This window comes from Pseudomonas sp. AO-1 (genome assembly GCF_019775695.1).
Taxonomy (GTDB): Bacteria; Pseudomonadota; Gammaproteobacteria; order Pseudomonadales; family Pseudomonadaceae; genus Aquipseudomonas; species Aquipseudomonas parakoreensis.
Genome location: NZ_CP079947.1, coordinates 3787658 through 3804137, shown reverse-complemented (window position 1 = coordinate 3804137; position 16480 = coordinate 3787658). Strand labels below are relative to the sequence as shown.

15 protein-coding genes are annotated in these 16480 nt (G+C 62.7%); 12 read left to right on the top strand and 3 right to left on the bottom strand.

The window, feature by feature from the left end:
- Nucleotides 1-34 precede the first annotated feature (34 nt).
- Genes KVQ82_RS17450 through KVQ82_RS17435 form a run of 4 tightly spaced genes read left to right on the top strand, consistent with a single transcriptional unit; the run spans nucleotide 35 to nucleotide 2899 of the window.
- On the top strand, nucleotides 35-817 hold the full coding sequence (locus KVQ82_RS17450) for an ABC transporter permease (protein ID WP_222014825.1): 783 nt from the start codon (nucleotides 35-37) through the stop codon (nucleotides 815-817).
- Nucleotides 817-1665, top strand: coding sequence for an ABC transporter ATP-binding protein (locus tag KVQ82_RS17445; protein WP_222014823.1), 849 nt, complete (start codon nucleotides 817-819; stop codon nucleotides 1663-1665). Before KVQ82_RS17450 ends, KVQ82_RS17445 begins: the two co-directional genes overlap by 1 nt.
- Complete coding sequence (locus tag KVQ82_RS17440; RefSeq protein WP_222014822.1) at nucleotides 1662-2624, top strand: HEAT repeat domain-containing protein; 963 nt, start codon at nucleotides 1662-1664, stop codon at nucleotides 2622-2624. Before KVQ82_RS17445 ends, KVQ82_RS17440 begins: the two co-directional genes overlap by 4 nt.
- Entirely contained in the window at nucleotides 2621-2899 is a 279-nt protein-coding gene (locus KVQ82_RS17435; protein ID WP_222014821.1) for a DUF971 domain-containing protein, read from the top strand. The genes KVQ82_RS17440 and KVQ82_RS17435 overlap by 4 nt, the downstream gene beginning before the upstream one ends.
- A gap of 125 nt (nucleotides 2900-3024) precedes the next feature.
- On the opposite strand, the gene KVQ82_RS17430 is transcribed toward KVQ82_RS17435, so the two are convergent.
- The 3 genes from KVQ82_RS17430 to KVQ82_RS17420 all read right to left on the bottom strand — a co-directional run bounded on the left by KVQ82_RS17430 (nucleotide 3025) and on the right by KVQ82_RS17420 (nucleotide 7509).
- Nucleotides 3025-4683 carry a phosphoethanolamine transferase gene (locus KVQ82_RS17430; protein WP_222014813.1) on the bottom strand — a complete coding sequence of 553 codons (1659 nt, stop codon included), beginning with the start codon at nucleotides 4681-4683 and terminating at the stop codon, nucleotides 3025-3027.
- Between the two features lie 200 nt (nucleotides 4684-4883).
- Nucleotides 4884-5621, bottom strand: a complete 738-nt coding sequence (locus tag KVQ82_RS17425; protein WP_222014812.1) for a TorF family putative porin — start codon at nucleotides 5619-5621, stop codon at nucleotides 4884-4886.
- 145 nt (nucleotides 5622-5766) lie between these two features.
- Nucleotides 5767-7509, bottom strand: coding sequence for an amidohydrolase (locus KVQ82_RS17420; protein WP_222014801.1), 1743 nt, complete (start codon nucleotides 7507-7509; stop codon nucleotides 5767-5769).
- A 103-nt stretch (nucleotides 7510-7612) separates the two neighbouring features.
- Here KVQ82_RS17420 and KVQ82_RS17415 point away from each other — a divergent pair, with 103 nt between their 5' ends.
- The 8 genes from KVQ82_RS17415 to KVQ82_RS17380 all read left to right on the top strand — a co-directional run bounded on the left by KVQ82_RS17415 (nucleotide 7613) and on the right by KVQ82_RS17380 (nucleotide 16475).
- Complete coding sequence (locus tag KVQ82_RS17415) at nucleotides 7613-8530, top strand: LysR family transcriptional regulator (RefSeq protein ID WP_222014791.1); 918 nt, start codon at nucleotides 7613-7615, stop codon at nucleotides 8528-8530.
- A 219-nt stretch (nucleotides 8531-8749) separates the two neighbouring features.
- Nucleotides 8750-9367 carry a transcriptional repressor LexA gene (gene lexA / locus KVQ82_RS17410; RefSeq protein WP_086790987.1) on the top strand — a complete coding sequence of 206 codons (618 nt, stop codon included), beginning with the start codon at nucleotides 8750-8752 and terminating at the stop codon, nucleotides 9365-9367.
- Entirely contained in the window at nucleotides 9367-9984 is a 618-nt protein-coding gene (gene imuA / locus KVQ82_RS17405; protein WP_222014790.1) for a translesion DNA synthesis-associated protein ImuA, read from the top strand. The genes lexA and imuA overlap by 1 nt, the downstream gene beginning before the upstream one ends.
- Before the next feature lie 7 nt (nucleotides 9985-9991).
- Nucleotides 9992-11407, top strand: coding sequence for a DNA polymerase Y family protein (locus KVQ82_RS17400; protein ID WP_222014783.1), 1416 nt, complete (start codon nucleotides 9992-9994; stop codon nucleotides 11405-11407).
- The gene (locus KVQ82_RS17395) at nucleotides 11404-14481 is read left to right on the top strand and encodes an error-prone DNA polymerase (RefSeq protein ID WP_222014780.1); all 3078 of its coding nucleotides are present in this window, start codon (nucleotides 11404-11406) and stop codon (nucleotides 14479-14481) included. Before KVQ82_RS17400 ends, KVQ82_RS17395 begins: the two co-directional genes overlap by 4 nt.
- A 253-nt stretch (nucleotides 14482-14734) precedes the next feature.
- Nucleotides 14735-15421, top strand: a complete 687-nt coding sequence (locus KVQ82_RS17390) for a CsgG/HfaB family protein (protein ID WP_186448497.1) — start codon at nucleotides 14735-14737, stop codon at nucleotides 15419-15421.
- Between the two features lie 29 nt (nucleotides 15422-15450).
- Nucleotides 15451-15819, top strand: a complete 369-nt coding sequence (locus tag KVQ82_RS17385; protein WP_003225593.1) for a DUF4810 domain-containing protein — start codon at nucleotides 15451-15453, stop codon at nucleotides 15817-15819.
- Nucleotides 15816-16475, top strand: a complete 660-nt coding sequence (locus KVQ82_RS17380; RefSeq protein WP_041073763.1) for a DUF799 domain-containing protein — start codon at nucleotides 15816-15818, stop codon at nucleotides 16473-16475. Before KVQ82_RS17385 ends, KVQ82_RS17380 begins: the two co-directional genes overlap by 4 nt.
- Nucleotides 16476-16480 lie beyond the last annotated feature (5 nt).

Below are 16480 nucleotides of genomic sequence, written 5' to 3'. Positions count from 1 at the left end.
CTCCTACAGGGGATCTCGGTTGAGAGGAAGAATTGTGTACCGATCCTATTTACGCTGGGCTCCAAGGGCCGCCTCTTTGCTGCTCTGCCTGCTGTTCTGGCAACTCGCCGCCAGCCACCACTGGAATCTCGGTCTGGTCACTTTCGCCAACGTGCCAACCCCATTGGCGGTGATCGAAGCGGCGCTGGGCCTGGGCGATTCCGGCAAGCTGCTGCAGCACCTGAGCGCCAGCCTCAGCCGCGTGTTCGCCGGTTACTTCGCGGCACTTTTCATCGGCATCGCTCTGGGTCTGGCCATCGGCCGCTCGAAATGGGCTGAAGACTTGCTGCTGCCACCGCTGGAAGTGCTGCGCCCGATCCCGGCGGTGGCGTGGATTCCGTTGGCGATCCTGATGTTCCCGTCGTCGGAGCTGTCGATGGTGTTCATCACCTTCACTGGCGCGCTGTTCCCGATCCTGCTCAACACTGTGCACGGCGTCGAAGGCGTCGACCGGCGGTTGATCGCTTCGGCAAAAAGCCTCGGGGCAGGGCGCCGGGCGATCCTGCTTGAAGTGGTTTTGCCCGGCGCTGCACCGAGCATCATCACCGGCCTTGCGATCGGCATGGGCACCTCGTGGTTCTGCCTGGTGACGGCGGAGATGATCTCCGGCCAGTTCGGTATCGGCTACTACACCTGGGAGTCCTACACCATCCAGAACTACGCCGACATCGTCGTCGGCATGCTGCTGATCGGTGTGCTGGGCATGGGCAGCAGTCTGCTGATCAAGCGTCTGGGCGGGCTGTTCACGCCTTGGCACCGACCACGAGGAAAAGCCTGATGAGCGCGATGCAAACCCCGGAAGGGCGAATCGATATTCGCCAGTTGTCGATCGTGCTCGGCGAAGGCCAACACGCTTTTGAAGCCGTGCACGGTCTGGACTGCCAGATCGAACCGGGCCAGTTCGTGTGCATTCTCGGCCCGTCCGGTTGCGGCAAATCCACCTTGCTCGGTGCACTGGCCGGGCACCTGCACGCCCACTCTGGCGGCCTTAAAGTCGATGGCAGCGAGGTGTCCGGGCCGTCGCCGCAGCGCGGCATGGTGTTCCAGCATCACACGCTGTTTCCGTGGCGCACCGTGCGTGACAACGTCGCTTTTGGCCTGAAAATGCGCGGCATCGGCAAAACCGAGCGCCATCGCGCTGCCGATGAAATGCTCAAACTGGTGGGCCTCGACGGCTTCGCCGAGCGCTGGCCCGATCAGCTCTCCGGCGGTATGCAGCAACGGGTGGAAATCGCCCGGGTGCTGGTCAACCGTCCACGGCTGCTGCTGATGGACGAGCCGTTCGGCGCGCTGGATGCCTTGACCCGCCTGAACATGCAAGAGCTGCTGCTGGATATCTGGACACAGATTCGCACCACCGTGGTGTTTGTCACTCACGACATCGATGAGGCGCTGTTCCTCGCCGATCGACTGTTGGTGATGAGCGCACGTCCGGGGCGAATCATCGAAGACCTGCGCCTGGACTTCCCGCGTCCGCGTACCTCTGAGCTGGTCACCAGCACCGAATTCTCCTGCCTCAAGCGCCATTGTCTCGACCTGCTGCGCCACGACAACGACCGACCGCTGCCGCGCCTCAATCCGCTCGGCCTGCCGCCCGAACACCCCTTGCCGCGATTTGCCCTATGACCTCATTTTTTGCTGTGACCGATAACGACAACATCCTCGCCCTGCAACCGCGTCTGACCGCTGACGATGCCGGTGTGCGGCGCATTGCCCTGATCGAGCTGGCAGATCTGGAAGAACCGGACGGCCTGCTGTGGCTGGTCGAAAGGCTCACCGATGATCCGGCTGAAGACGTCCGCGCCGAAGCCGCGCGGCTGCTGGAAGCGTGGGAAGACGAACCGGTGGTGGCTGCGCTGTGCCAGGCGCTGACCGATCCGTCTGCGGCAGTGCAGGCCGCCGCCGCGCAAAGTCTGAGCCTGCTCAAGAGCGAGGCGGCAGGCCGGGTGATTCTGCCGTGGACCGAGCATGCCGAGGTCAGTGTGCGGATCGCCGCGTCCCGTGCCTTGCGCGAACTGCGTTTCGCCGCTGCGGCGCCTGCTGCTGTCGCGGCACTTGATGATGCCGATGCCAACGTACGCCGCGAAGCTGTCGGCGTGCTCGGCTGGCTAAAGCAGCTCGACGCACTGCCGGCATTGGCGCGACTGGCCAGTGCCGACCCGGACACCGAAGTGCGCCGCGCCGCCACCGGGGCTTTGGGATTGGCCTCCTGCGCCGAAGTTCTGCCGGCCCTGCGTCAGGCATTGCAGGACGCTGCCTGGCAAGTGCGCGAAGAAGCGGCGACAACCCTGGGCAAAGTCGGCCACAGCGACGCCGGCCCGGCATTGATCGCAGCCCTTGGCGATGACTACTGGCAAGTGCGCCTGCGCGCCACCCGCAGCCTCGGTCGCCTGCGTTTTGCGCCAGCGCTGGACGCCTTGATTGAGACCCTCGGCCATCGCATCAGCAACCTGCGCAAGGAAGCCGCGCTGGCCCTCGGTGAGTTGCATGATCGCGGCGCGGTGGCGGCGTTGCAGGCGGCGCAGGATGACGGTGATCTGGAAGTGCGCAAAGCAGTGCGGATTGCCTTGAGTCAGTTGCAATGAACCCGCTGTCGCTGGGCAATTCACAGAGCGAGCAGACCCTGCGCCTGAGCTGGCCGGACGGCCGCGAGTCGCTGTTCAATCACGCCGCACTGCGCCGCCAGTGCCCGTGCTCGCAGTGCCGCGCGTTTCGCCTGAAAGGTGTGACTCCGCTGGTGGATGAGCGTGTTCGCCTGATTGAGATCAACCCGCAGGGCTACGGCGTGCAACTGGTGTTCAGCGACGGCCATCAACGCGGGATCTACCCGTGGGATTACCTGGCACAGCTCAGTTCTTGAGAACACTGCTTTCCCTGTGGGAGCTGGCTTGCCAGCGATGAGGCCGGCATATAAGGCATCTATGTGACTGACAGACCGCCATCGCTGGCAAGCCAGCTCCCACAGGGTTTTGTGCAATATCTGGATTACTGCGCAGCCGTCATGGCTGGCCGGCACCCGTGAAACACATCCAGCCCCGGCTGATACAGCGCGGTTTTCACCTCGAACAACCCCAGCACCGAATGAAACAGGTTGTCATGGCTCAGATCCGGCTGTCCGGTCTTGCCTTGCAGGCAATCGCGATCAATCCCCAGTTGCGCCAGCGTGTTGTTGCCAAACCACATCACCATCGGCACATGAGTCTGCGCCTCGGGCGCCAATGCATACGGCGCCGCATGCAGGTACAGGCCGTTTTCGCCCAGGGATTCGCCGTGGTCGGAGACGTACAGCATCGAGGTATCCAGGGTGTCCTGATTGCGCTTGAGCAACTCGATCACCTTGGCGAGGAAGTGGTCGGTGTAGAGGATGGTGTTGTCGTACACGTTGACCAGTTCATCGCGGCTGCAACTGCCCAACTGGTTGGTGTGGCAGATCGGGGTGAAGCGCTCCATGCTTTTCGGGTAGCGCTCGTAGTATTCCGGGCCGTGGCTGCCGTCGGCGTGCAGGACGATGATCGCGTGGCCCTTGAGGCTGTCGATGTAGCCTTGCAGGTCGGCCAGCAGCGCTTCGTCGAGGCAGTTGTTGCCATCGCAGAACGTTCCGGGCTGGTTCTTCGCGATGTCGCGGTGCGGCACACGCAGGCAGGTGCCCTTGCAGTCGCTGTTGTTGTCCAGCCACAGCACCTGCACGCCGGCCCGTTGCAGAATGTCGAGCAGGCCTTCGTAGGTTTTGCCTTTCTTGTCGCTGTAGTCCTCACGGGGGAACATCGAGAACATGCACGGCACCGACACCGCCGTGGACGTGCCGCAGGAATGCACTTGGGTGAAGTTGAGGATGTCCAGTTTGCTCAGCTCGGGATTGGTCTCGCGCGCATAGCCGTTCAGCGAGAAATGATCGGCGCGGGCGGTTTCGCCGACCACAAACACCATCAGCGACTTTTTCTCGCGGCTGGCGGCTTTGGTGCTCATCACCGCGTCTTCACCGATCGCCTGCACCACAAAGTGCTTTTTGATGCCCAGGCGTTGCTTGGTGTATTTGCTGATGGCGTAAATGTAGTTGGTCGGGTTGATGAAATGGGTGAGCTTGTCTTCTTCGCGGAAGATCGGCGCGTAGGTCGAATAGAACGCGCCTACCGATGCGCCGATCACCAGCACGCAAGCGGCAATCACCAGCAGCTTGTTGAGCACGCCGCGAAAGAACGGTCGATAACGCACCGGCCAGCGCCAGATCAGCACCGCTGGCAGCACGCCGAGCAACAGCACGTAGGCCAGCAGCTTGCCGTTGAACAGCGCCGCAGCCTCGGCCGGGTTGGTTTCGAACACGTTCTGGATCATCACCGTGTCGATGGTGATCCCGTATTCGTTCATGAAATACGCCGCGCAAGCCGAGAGCAGAGCGACCACGGTCAGCGCCGGTTTCAGCGTCCAGCGAAACGAAACGAGGGTCAGCAGCAGGGTGATCGCCGCCCACAGGAACAGCCCGAACGAGGCGAAAAACGCCAGTTTGTGCGCGCCTTGCAAGGTGATCAGATTCCCCAGCGCCTTCCAGGTTGCCAGGTTGTACAGCGTCACCAGTGCCAGGGAAAACAGCAGCACCAGACGGGTTGAAGTGATGGACGGTAAACGCAGTCCTTTGCCCAAAGCCATTACAGACATTCCTCTAGCAGAATAGAAAACACGCGCGGTAACGCGCGTAACTGTAGAAGAACATTGGTAAAAATTTTGTAAACATCCTGTAACAACTACTCCGTTTCCCTGTAGGAGCTGCCGCAGGCTGCGATCTTTTGATCTTGCTTTTCAAAATCAAAAGATCGCAGCCTGCGGCAGCTCCTACACAAGGCGGGGTGTCAGAAAGATTTGCTCACGCTCGCCACCACCGTCGCCGTGCACACATCCTTGAATCCCCAGTTGCTCAGGCACTGGCTTTGCGATAGATCGGTATCGATGTAGCTCAGGCCCAACACCACGCCGGCCAGGTTGTGCGTCAGCTTGACCTCCCATTCGCGGTAGCTGTCCTCGGTATGCCCGGACGCCGAGTACAGGTGTGGGTCCTTGAAATCCATGTTGCCGTAACGCAGTTTCAACCCGGAATCGAACGGCAGCTCGGTTTCATAACCGACATAGGTGTAGAGCGAGCTCTGCTTGCTGTCGATCCCCGGTGCATCGCTGGAGTAATACGCCGCCAGCTTCACCCCGTAGACGCCGAGAATGCCGTACACCTCGCTCTGGTTGAACTGGCTTTCTTTGGGATAGGCGTACTTGATGTAGCCCAGGTCGAGGCTGACATCCTCGGTGGCCTGCCACAGCCAGCCGGCGTAGTAATCGACTTCCTGACGGGTTTTCAGGCCGCCGCCAAAATCGACGTTGGAGCTCCAGGCCCCCGCGTACAAGCCGCTGCTGTGGGCCAGGGTCAGACCGGCCTGCACGGCCGGGTCATTCTGGGTTTGCGAGATGCCGCGGGTGCGGTAGTCGCTGGCCAGGGTCAGGTCGACCAGCAAAGCGAAGTCGTCGTTCAGGGGGATCGCCTGGCTGCTCAAGGGCAACAGACTCAAGGAACTCAGGGCGAGCAAGGGCAAGGCTTTCATGTGAAGTCCCGGTGTTGTGATTGTTTTAGGGGCTGGACGCAAAACCTGTAGGAGCTGCCGAAGGCTGCGATCTTTTGATCCTGATCGTAAAAAACAAGATCAAAAGATCGCAGCCTTCGGCAGCTCCTACACGGGGAACGAATTGTTATGGGGTGGCGGTGTAGACCTGACGCCCGCCAAACCAGGTTTGCAGGACCTGGGTGTCATGCAGGGCTTTTTCGTCGACGCTGAACACGTCGCGGTCGACCACGATGAAATCAGCCTGCTTGCCCGGTGTCAGCGAACCGATCTGTTTGTCCAGGCCTATGGTCCGCGCCGCGTTGGCGGTATAGGCATAAAACATGGTTTCGCGGTCCAGACGCTCGTCGGCATTCAGCACGCCCATCGGCCCGACGCGGGTGATGGCCTGGGCCATGGCATTGAACGGGTTGGGTGACGACACCGGCCAGTCGCTGGCACCGGCAATCGTCGCGCCCTGTTTCAGCAGTGAGTGCGCCGGGTACTGATAACGGAAGGCGAGGGCACTGACGTAGGGTTTGATCATGTCGGTGGTGTAGTCGTCGGCGCTGGCCCACAGCAGCTGCATCGAGGCGATCACGTTCAATGGCTTGAAGCGCGCGAACTCTTTCGGATTGACCATTTGCAGGTGGGTGATCGAATGGGTGATGCCGCTCTGCCGATCCTTGCGCGCGCGTTCGATGCCGTTCAGCGATTCACGCACCGCGCGGTCGCCAATGGCGTGGATGTGCACCAGCCAGCCGCGCTGGTCGATGGCGCTGACCAGTTCGCCGAAATGCTGCGGATCGATCAACAGTTCGCCCTGTTTGTGCGAATTGCGGTACGGATCGATCATCGCCGCGCTCTGCGCCGGGTACTCGATCACGCCGTCAGCGAAGATCTTGACCCCGGGCAGGGTCAGGTTGGGGATGCCCTGAAACTGTTGGCGCACGTTATCCAGCGTGTCGAGGTCGGCCGGCAGGCTTTTCGGGTTGGCGACCAGCAACGCTGCGACGTGCACGCTCATGTCGCCGCTTGCCGACAGCGCTTTGTAGGCCGGCAGCACGCCGACGGTTTTCTCGGTGGGTTTGAGCGCGAACACGGCCTCGCCCGGGGCGGCGTTGGCGGCGGGGTCCATCCACGCGGTGATGCCGAGGCTGTTGTTGAAGCGCACCGCGGATTTGGCTGCGCTGAGCATATCGGCCGAGCTCGGCACCGGCATTTTGGCTGCGACCCGGTCCCAGCCGGCATCGACCAGAAAACCGTTGGGTTCACCGTTCGCCAGTGTGCCGATCGTGTCTTTTTCCGCAGCGGGCAGGGTTTTGAGCAATGCCGCGTCGATGCCGGCGCGCTTGAGCATCACGTTGTTGGCCCACGCGGTGTGGTGGTCACTGCCGGTGAACACCACCGGCACGTCGGCCCATTCGCCCTGGTTGAACGTCTTGCCCAGCGCCTCGGCCTGCGCCCAGTACGCCGAACTCATGCCGGCGATGCTCAGCACGTCGCCGTGTTTCGCCTTGCCGTCATCACGCCAGGCGCGCAGACGCTTTTGCAATTCATCGAGGGCGACGACTTCGTCCTCCATGTTGGCCGAGACCATTTCCAGACCGCCGAAAATCGCGTGGGAATGGCTGTCGATCAAGCCTGGCATCAGGGTCTTGCCGCCGAGGTCGATCACCTGCGTTCCGGGTTCGATCAGCGCCTTGATCTGCGCATTGGTGCCGACTTTCAGCACTTTGCCGTTCTCCACGGCCAGCGCCTGAACCTTTGGTTGTGCACGGTCGGCGGTGAAAATCTTGCCGTTGACCAGCACCAGATCGGTGGCGGCCATGGCTTCCATCGAGGCAAAACTTACAGCGCCAACCAACAGGCTCGGGATGAATCTTTTCATTGAAGATTTCCTTGTTATTGCGTCTGATGGCCAGATTAGTGGCTGACACTGGCCGACAGAACGCCTTCCTCACGAAAAACGTTTTTGCCTGAATGGAAAAAGCATGGACAAGTTGGGTGCACTGAAAATGTTCGTGGTCACCGCGCAACTCGGTAGTTTCAGCCGCGCGGCCGAGCAACTGGGCAAGACCCCGTCGGCCCTGACCAAAGCGGTCAATCACCTGGAGGCGGAACTCGGTGCGCGCCTGTTCGAGCGCAGCACGCGGCGGATCCTGCTGACCGAAATCGGCCGGGTCTACCTGGAAACCGCACGGCTGGTGCTGCAGCGGCTGGAGGAGGCCGGCGAAGAGATCGAGCAATTGCAGCACGGTCTGCGCGGCAACCTGAAAATCACTGCGCCACTGGCTTATGGGCGGGCGTTTCTTGATCAGGTGTGCGACGGCTTCTTGCAGCAATACCCGCAGATCAGCCTGCAAGTGGATCTGTGCGACGCGTTCGTCAATCTGCTGGAAAGCGGCTACGACCTGGCCTTGCGCGAGGGCCATGACGACTTGCCGGGGCTGATTGCCCGGGTGGTCGGCAGCAATCGACTGGCCTTGTGCGGCAGCCCGGAGTATCTGGCGCGCAAGGGTTTGCCGGTGAATCCGCAAACCCTTGAGCAGCATGAATGGCTGCTGTATCAGCACCCATTGCTCAGTCGCGAATTCTGGTGGGCCGAGCGCGACGGCCAGTGCCTGAGCCTGCCACAGCCGACGGCGCCGCGGTTGCGCAGTGACAATTACGACCTGCTGCTGGCCGGCGCCCTGGCCGGACGCGGCTTGCTGCACACGCCGCTGTGGAGCGCCGCGCCGTACATCGCCGACGGGCGTCTGGTGCGGGTCATGGCTGATTATGAAATCGACCCGGACAGCTTCGGCCCGCACATTCTTGCGGTGTACCCGAGCCATCGACGAGCCACGGCCAAGGTCGTCGCGTTCATCGATTACATCGCCGCCTTCCTCGCCGAACGTGGCCTCAACTGAAGCCCCGTCCCTCTGTAGGAGCTGCCGCAGGCTGCGATCTTTTGATCTTGCTTTTTAAAATCAAAAGATCGCAGCCTGCGGCAGCTCCTACACAGTCCCCGAGTCGCCTTCTTTTGTAGGAGCTGCCGAGTGAAACGAGGCTGCGATCTTTTGATTTTTGTGGATCGCCAGCTCAGGCCGACTGGCGGTGCTTGTCAGTAAAATCCCACAGGAGTACAAATGTACTCCATGACCAATCTTACTCCCCGCCGTACCGCCATCCTGACCTTTATCCGCGAACGCATCGCCGAACACGGTCAGCCCCCAAGCCTCGCTGAAATCAGCGAGGCTTTTGGTTTTGCCTCGCGCAGCGTGGCGCGCAAGCATGTGCTGGCGCTCACCGAAGCCGGGTTTATCGAGGTCAACCCGCATCAGGCCCGGGGCATTCGCCTGCTCGGGCAACCCGCGCGGCCGGAGCTACTGGACATTCCGGTGCTCGGCCGGGTGGCTGCCGGTGCGCCGATCGGTGCCGATGCCGACATCCATAACCGCTTGATGCTTGATCCCGCGCTGTTCTCCCGTGCGCCCGACTACATGCTCCGGGTGCAGGGCGATTCGATGATCGAGGACGGCATTCTTGACGGCGATCTGGTGGGGGTGAAGCGCAATCCCGAGGCGCTCAACGGCCAGATCGTGGTGGCGCGCCTTGACGGTGAAGTGACAATCAAACGCTTCGAGCGCGTAGGCGATGAGGTTCGGCTGCTGCCGCGCAACCCGGCGTACCAGCCGATTGTCGTGCGCGACGATCAGGACCTGGCCATCGAAGGGGTGTTCTGCGGTCTGGTGAGGCAAGGCTGATGGGCGCCGTCGTTGCACTCGATACGCTGTTCAATGGTGGCCAGGTCTGGAAGGGCCGCCCTGCGCCGCCGGCGGCCAGCCCGCAACCCACCGGGCATGCAGCCCTCGATGCGGCATTGCCCAGCGGCGGCTGGCCGGAAGCGGCGCTGAGTGAAATCCTCCTGGCCGGCCCCGGTGTCGGCGAACTGCAACTGGTGTGGCCGACGCTCGCGCGGTTGTCGGCAGCGGGCGAGCGCATCGTGCTGGTGGCGCCACCGTTCGTGCCGTACCCGCAGGCGTGGGCGAACGCCGGGGTCGATCTGCGCCAGTTGTCGGTGATTCAGGCCAGCGAACGCGATGCCTTGTGGGCGGTGGAACAATGCCTGCGTTCGGGCAGTTGCGGCGCGGTGCTGTGCTGGCCGCACAAGGCCGATGATCGTGCGTTGCGGCGCTTGCAGGTGGCGGCGGAAACCGGCCAGACCCTGGCGTTTGCCTGGCGTGCGCTGAGCGAGGCGGTCAACCCGTCGCCGGCGGCGTTGCGCATTGCCATCGATGCCAGACCGTCCCAGTTGCGCGTGCTCAAATGCCGGGGCGGACTGGCGCGCACGGCACCGATTGCCTTTGCCGTGGGGCACTGAGGTCGTCATGCGCTGGGTGTGTATTCTGTTCCCGCAATTGGCCCTCGACGCGGTGTTGCGTCAGCGTGCCGATCCCGATGAACCGTTGGTGCTGCTCAGCGGCCCGGCCCAGCGCCGGGTGCTGCAAGCGGTCAATCCAGCGGCGCGCCAGCTCGGGCTGCGTGCCGGCCAGTCGATGACCGCCGCACAAGCCTTGTGCAAAGGCTTTGCCACGGCCGATTACGACCTGGCCGAGGTCGAGCACTGGCAGCAATTTCTCGCGGCGTGGGCTTATCGGTTCAGCGCCCAGGTCAGCGTGCATTATCCGCGTACCGTGGTGTTCGAGATCGAGTCGAGCCTGGGCCTGTTCGGTTCCTGGACGCAGTTCGAAGCGCGGCTGCGCAAGGAACTGACCGAGCTGGGTTTCCGCCATCGCATCGTCGCCGCACCGAATCCGGTGGCGGCGCGGGTGCTGGCCAACGCCTACGACGGTCTCGTCGTACCGGACGGCGAAGCCCTGCAACATCACCTCGGGCAGTTGCCCGTCGACCGTGTCGGGCTGGAGCCGCAAGTCGCCACGGCGCTGACGCGCATGGGCCTGCGCCACCTGAACCAGCTGCAAAGCCTGCCACGTCAGGCCCTGGCCCGGCGTTTCGAAGCGTCAATGCTCAAACACCTCGACACCTTGTTTGGCGCGCGTCCGCTGGCCTTGGCGTTCTATCTGCCGCCGGATCGTTTCGATGTGCGCATCGAGCTCAATTTCGACGTGCAGTCGCATCAGGCGCTGCTGTTCCCGTTACGCCGCTTGACCGCTGACCTGTCGGCGTTCCTCTGCGGACGTGACAGCGGCGTGCAGCGTTTCGACCTGCATCTGGAGCACGCCGGGCTGCCGGACACGCTGATCAAGGTCGGGCTGCTCAGCGCCGAGCGCGATCCGGCGATGCTCTTCGAACTGGCCCGCGGGCGACTGGAGCAAGTCCAGGTCGAGGCCCCGGTGCGCGGTTTTCGTCTGCGTGCCGAAGACCTGCCGAGTTTTGTGCCACAGTTTCAGGAACTGTTCGATGACCGTCCGCAACAGACCTTGCCCTGGGAGCAGTTGCGCGAACGCCTGCGCGCACGGCTCGGCGATGACGCGGTGCAGGGGCTGCGCTTTCAGGCCGACCACCGCCCCGAATGTGCGTGGCAGAACGCTGTCGACAAACAGCGTTGCAGCGGTTTGCCGAGCGTGCAGCGTCCGGGCTGGTTGCTCGGCGAACCGCAAAGCGTGCCCGAAGGTTCGGCGCGAATCCTCATGGGCCCGGAGCGCATCGAATCCGGCTGGTGGGACGGGGACGACGTGCGCCGCGATTACTACCTGATCCAGAACCGCGCCGGTCAGCAGGGCTGGGCCTATCGGGCGGTGGGCGAGGGCGGTCCGTTGTGGCTGCAGGGCTGGTTTGCATGAGCGATGGTTATGCCGAACTGCATTGCCTGTCGAACTTCAGTTTCCAGCGCGGTGCCTCCAGCGCCCTTGAGCTGTTCCAACGGGCAAAAAAACACGGTTATCAGGCGTTGGCGATCACTGATGAATGCACGCTGGCCGGGATCGTCCGCGCCTGGCAAGCGGCAAAATCAGTGGAGCTGCCGCTGGTCATCGGCAGTGAAGTCCGTATCGATAACGGCCCGAAACTGATACTGCTGGTGGAGAATCTGGCGGGCTATCAAACCTTGTGCGGCTTGATTACCCAGGCTCGGCGGCGCACGCAGAAGGGCCAGTACCAGGTGTTGCGCGAGGATTTCAGCGAGGCGCTGCCGGGATTGTTCATCGTGTGGGTGCCGGACAGCGTCGATGACGTGCAAGAGGGGCGCTGGCTGAAACAGGCTTTCGGCGCGCGCCTGTATCTGGCGGTGCAGTTGCATCGCGGTCAGGACGATCAGCGCCGGCTGGCGGCGCTGCGGAGTCTGGCCGAGCAGCTGCAGATTGCCGCTGTCGCCAGCGGTGATGTGCACATGCACGCCCGTGGCCGGCGCGCTTTGCAGGACACCATGACTGCGATCCGCCATCACGTCCCGGTGGCCGAGGCCGGGTTGCGCCTGCACCCCAACGGCGAGCGCCATCTGCGCAGCCTCGACGTGTTGCGCGAGTTGTATCCGCAAGCGTTGCTCGACGCCTCGGTGCAACTGGCGCGGCGCTGCACCTTCGATCTTGGCGAGTTGCGCTATGAGTACCCGAAAGAGCTGGTGCCGCAGGGGCATACCGGCAGCTCCTGGTTGCGCCAACTGACTGAAGACGGCATTGCCTGGCGCTGGCCAAAAGGGCCGCAGGCCAAAGTGCTCAAGCAAATCGACGATGAACTGAAACTGATCGCCGAACTCGGCTACGAAAGCTACTTCCTCACCGTGCACGACGTGGTGCGCTTTGCCCGCGAGCAAAGGATTCTCTGTCAGGGCCGCGGCTCGGCGGCCAACTCGGCGGTGTGTTTTGCCTTGGGTATCACCGAGATCGACCCGGATCGCACCACGCTGCTGTTCGAACGCTTCATGTCCAAGGAGCGCAACGAGCCGCCGGACATTGATGTGGATTTCGAGCACGAACGCCGCGAAGAAGTCCTGCAATACGTGTTTCGCCGATATGGTCGCCAGCGGGCAGCGCTGACGGCAGTGGTCAGCACTTACCACGCCGCCGGTGCGGTGCGTGACGTGGCCAAGGCCTTGGGCTTGCCGCCGGATCAGATCAATGCGCTGGCCGATTGCTGCGGTCACTGGAGCGATGAAACACCGCCGCTGGCACGCTTGCTCGAAGGCGGCTTCGATCCCGACAGCCCGGTACTGCGCCGGGTGCTGAGCCTGACCGGGCAACTGATCGGCTTCCCCCGGCACCTGTCGCAGCACCCCGGCGGTTTCGTGATTTCCGAACAGCCGCTGGACACCCTGGTGCCGGTGGAAAACGCGGCCATGGCCGAGCGCACGATCATTCAGTGGGACAAGGACGACCTCGACGCGGTCGGGCTGCTCAAGGTCGATATCCTCGCCCTCGGCATGCTCAGTGCGATCCGTCGCTGCTTCGACTTGCTGCGTCGGCATCGGCATCTGGATCTGAGCCTGGCGACGATTCCTGCTGAAGACAAACCGACCTACGAGATGATCAGCCGCGCCGACACCATCGGCGTGTTCCAGATCGAATCGCGGGCGCAGATGTCGATGCTGCCGCGCCTGAAGCCGGCGAAGTTCTACGACCTGGTGATTGAGGTCGCCATCGTCCGCCCCGGGCCGATTCAGGGCGGTATGGTTCATCCGTACCTGCGTCGCCGCAACAAGGAAGAGCCGGAAACCTATCCCTCGCCGGAGCTGGAAGTGGTGCTCAAGCGCACCCTCGGCGTGCCGCTGTTTCAGGAACAGGTGATGCAGATCGCCATCGTCGCCGCCGACTACAGCCCCGGTGAGGCCGATCAGTTACGTCGCTCGATGGCCGCGTGGAAACGCCACGGCGGGCTGGAGCCGCACAAGGAGCGTCTGGCTGCCGGGATGAAGAAAAACGGCTACACCCCGGAATTCGCCGCGCAGATCTTCGAGCAGATCAAGGGGTTTGGCAGTTACGGGTTTCCCGAATCCCACGCTGCCAGTTTCGCCTTGCTGACCTACGCCAGTTGCTGGCTCAAGTGCCACGAACCGGCGGCGTTCGCCTGTGCGCTGATCAATAGCTGGCCGATGGGTTTCTACAGCCCGGATCAGATCCTTCAGGACGCGCGCCGCCATCAATTGCAGATCCGTCCGGTGGACGTGCGTGCCAGCGACTGGGATTGCAGCCTGGAACCGATCAGCGGCGCGCAACCGGCGATCCGCATGGGCCTGCGGATGATCAAGGGCTTTCGCGAGGACGATGCGCGGCGCATTGAGGCGGCGCGGGCGCGGGGAGCGTTTGCCGATGTCGCCGACCTGGGCGAACGGGCCGCGCTCGACAGTCGGGCCCAGGCGTTGCTCGCGGATGCCGGGGCGTTGCGCGGGGTGGCCGGGCATCGGCATCGCGCGCGCTGGGAAGTGGCCGGGGTGCAGAAACAGCTGGGTCTGTTTGCCGGCTTGCCGAGCCAGGAAGAGCCCGATGTGCTGCTGCCCAAACCGAGTGTCGGCGAGGACTTGCAGGCCGATTACGCGACGCTTGGCACCACCTTGGGGCCGCATCCGTTGGCGTTGCTGCGTGGCGAACTCAAGGCCCGGCGTTGCCGCAGTTCACAGGAGTTGCTGGAGGTGGAACACGGTCGGCCAGTGAGCATCGCCGGGCTGGTCACCGGGCGTCAGCGACCGGGCACTGCCAGCGGCGTAACCTTCGTCACCCTCGAAGACGAGTTCGGCAACGTCAACGTGGTGGTCTGGCGCGATCTGGCCGAGCGTCAGCGTCAGGTGCTGGTCGGCTCGCAACTGCTCAAGGTTGACGGCCGCTGGGAGCGTGAGGGCGAAGTGCGGCACCTGATCGCCGGGCGGCTGAGCGATCTGAGTCCGCTGCTCGATGGCATCCGCGTACAAAGCCGCGACTTCCACTAACACCGATCCCCCTGTAGGAGCTGCCGCAGGCTGCGATCTTTTGATCTTGATTTTAAAAAGCCAAGTCAAAAGATCGCAGCCTGCGGCAGCTCCTACACGGGGTATTTGTGTCGTTCAGATCAGCCAATTCATTGGCGTCAAAAAAATCTGTCGCGAATGATGGCGCTTTGTCATAATGCCGCCCCTTTTCCTGCTCCCCACCGCTTTGCCGTGCCGGGGCACACCGTTTTTTCAGAAGGAATGCACAGTGAGAATGATCTCCCGGATGTTGGTCTCAGGCGTTGCGATTGCCGTGCTCGGCACCCTTGCCAGCTCCCTTGCCGGATGCGCCACCGAAAGCTCCCGCGCACTGCCGGTGGCCAAGGTCGAGAGCGCCACGCAAGTCTGGACCGGCGTTCGCGTACCGATGGCGGTGGGCAAGTTCGATAACCGCTCCAGCTACATGCGCGGGATCTTCTCCGACGGCGTCGATCGTCTCGGCGGCCAGGCCAAGACCATCCTGATCACGCACTTGCAGCAGACCAACCGTTTCTCGGTACTGGACCGCGACAACATGGGCGAGATCCAGCAGGAAGCCGCGATCAAGGGCCAGGCCCAGCGCCTCAAGGGTGCCGATTACGTGGTCACCGGTGACGTCACCGAGTTCGGCCGCAAGGAAACCGGCGACCACCAACTGTTCGGCATTCTTGGCCGTGGCAAGACCCAGGTCGCCTACGCCAAGGTCAACCTGAACATCGTCAACATCAGCACCTCCGAAGTGGTGTATTCGACGCAGGGCGCCGGCGAGTACGCCTTGTCCAACCGCGAAATCATCGGTTTTGGCGGCACCGCCGCGTACGACTCCACCCTCAACGGCAAAGTCCTCGATCTGGCCATGCGCGAGGCGATCAATCGTCTGGTCGATGGCATGAACGCCGGTGCCTGGAAACCGGCTAACTGATCGTTATTCATTGCAAGGAGCAACACCCCATGAATCTGACTTTGTCGCGGTCGCTGCTGGCCCTGACGCTGGCCGCCAGCGCCTTGCTGGCCGGTTGCAGCAGCCCGAAAACCCTGTACCAGTGGGAAGACTATCAACCGCAGGTCTACGAATACTTCAAAGGCGAAGAGCCGAAGGAAGCACAGGCCGAAGTGCTGGAGCGCGATCTGCAAAAGATCCGTTCCACCGGCAAGGCTGTGCCGCCGGGCTACCACGCGCATCTCGGGCTGCTGTACCTGAGCATGGGCAAGGACGATCAGATGGTGCAGCAGTTCCGCACCGAAAAAGCGCTGTTCCCCGAGTCCGGCCCATACATGGATTTTCTGCTTAAAAACGCCAAGACCGGAGACGCCAAATGATCTCGCGCAGCCTGAAACTGCTGGCCGCCGGTTTGGCCCTGACCGTACTCGGTGGCTGTGTTGCGCCGAAAACCGTCGACTATTCGGCGTACAAGCAGGCACGGCCGAAGACCATTCTGGTGCTGCCGCCGCTGAACACCTCGCCGGACGTGAAAGCCTCGTACAGCCTGTTGTCGCAAGTGACGTTTCCACTGGCTGAAGCCGGTTACTACGTACTGCCGATCGCGCTGGTGGACGAAACCTTCCGCCAGAACGGTCTGACTACGCCGGATGATATCCATCAGGCTCCGGCGAACAAACTGAAGGAAATCTTCGGCGCCGACGCTGCGTTGTACATCACCGTGACCGAGTACGGTACGCGTTACATGGTCATCAGCAGCGAAACCGCGGTGACCGCCACCGCCAAACTGGTGGACCTGAAGTCCGGCACCACGCTGTGGACCGGTTCGGCGCGGGCGTCGAGCGAAGAGGGCGGCAACAACAGCGGTGGCGGTCTGGTCGGCATGCTGATTACCGCCGCAGTGAAGCAGGTGATCAACAGTTCGACCGACGCCGGGTATCCGATTGCCGGTGTGGCGAGCAATCGTCTGTTGTCGGCCGGTCAGCACGCCGGTCTGTTGTACGGTCCGCGTTCGCCCAAGTACGGTACCGACTGAAGATC

Bases quoted from the DNA above. Each gene is read 5' to 3' on its own strand.
- KVQ82_RS17445 (WP_222014823.1), top strand. From the start codon at position 817: ATGAGCGCGATGCAAACCCCGGAAGGGCGAATCGATATTCGCCAGTTG.
- KVQ82_RS17440 (WP_222014822.1), top strand. From the start codon at position 1,662: ATGACCTCATTTTTTGCTGTGACCGATAACGACAACATCCTCGCCCTG.
- KVQ82_RS17435 (WP_222014821.1), top strand. From the start codon at position 2,621: ATGAACCCGCTGTCGCTGGGCAATTCACAGAGCGAGCAGACCCTGCGC.
- KVQ82_RS17430 (WP_222014813.1), bottom strand. From the start codon at position 4,683: ATGGCTTTGGGCAAAGGACTGCGTTTACCGTCCATCACTTCAACCCGT.
- KVQ82_RS17425 (WP_222014812.1), bottom strand. From the start codon at position 5,621: ATGAAAGCCTTGCCCTTGCTCGCCCTGAGTTCCTTGAGTCTGTTGCCC.
- KVQ82_RS17420 (WP_222014801.1), bottom strand. From the start codon at position 7,509: ATGAAAAGATTCATCCCGAGCCTGTTGGTTGGCGCTGTAAGTTTTGCC.
- KVQ82_RS17415 (WP_222014791.1), top strand. From the start codon at position 7,613: ATGGACAAGTTGGGTGCACTGAAAATGTTCGTGGTCACCGCGCAACTC.
- lexA (WP_086790987.1), top strand. From the start codon at position 8,750: ATGTACTCCATGACCAATCTTACTCCCCGCCGTACCGCCATCCTGACC.
- imuA (WP_222014790.1), top strand. From the start codon at position 9,367: ATGGGCGCCGTCGTTGCACTCGATACGCTGTTCAATGGTGGCCAGGTC.
- KVQ82_RS17400 (WP_222014783.1), top strand. From the start codon at position 9,992: ATGCGCTGGGTGTGTATTCTGTTCCCGCAATTGGCCCTCGACGCGGTG.
- KVQ82_RS17395 (WP_222014780.1), top strand. From the start codon at position 11,404: ATGAGCGATGGTTATGCCGAACTGCATTGCCTGTCGAACTTCAGTTTC.
- KVQ82_RS17390 (WP_186448497.1), top strand. From the start codon at position 14,735: ATGATCTCCCGGATGTTGGTCTCAGGCGTTGCGATTGCCGTGCTCGGC.
- KVQ82_RS17385 (WP_003225593.1), top strand. From the start codon at position 15,451: ATGAATCTGACTTTGTCGCGGTCGCTGCTGGCCCTGACGCTGGCCGCC.
- KVQ82_RS17380 (WP_041073763.1), top strand. From the start codon at position 15,816: ATGATCTCGCGCAGCCTGAAACTGCTGGCCGCCGGTTTGGCCCTGACC.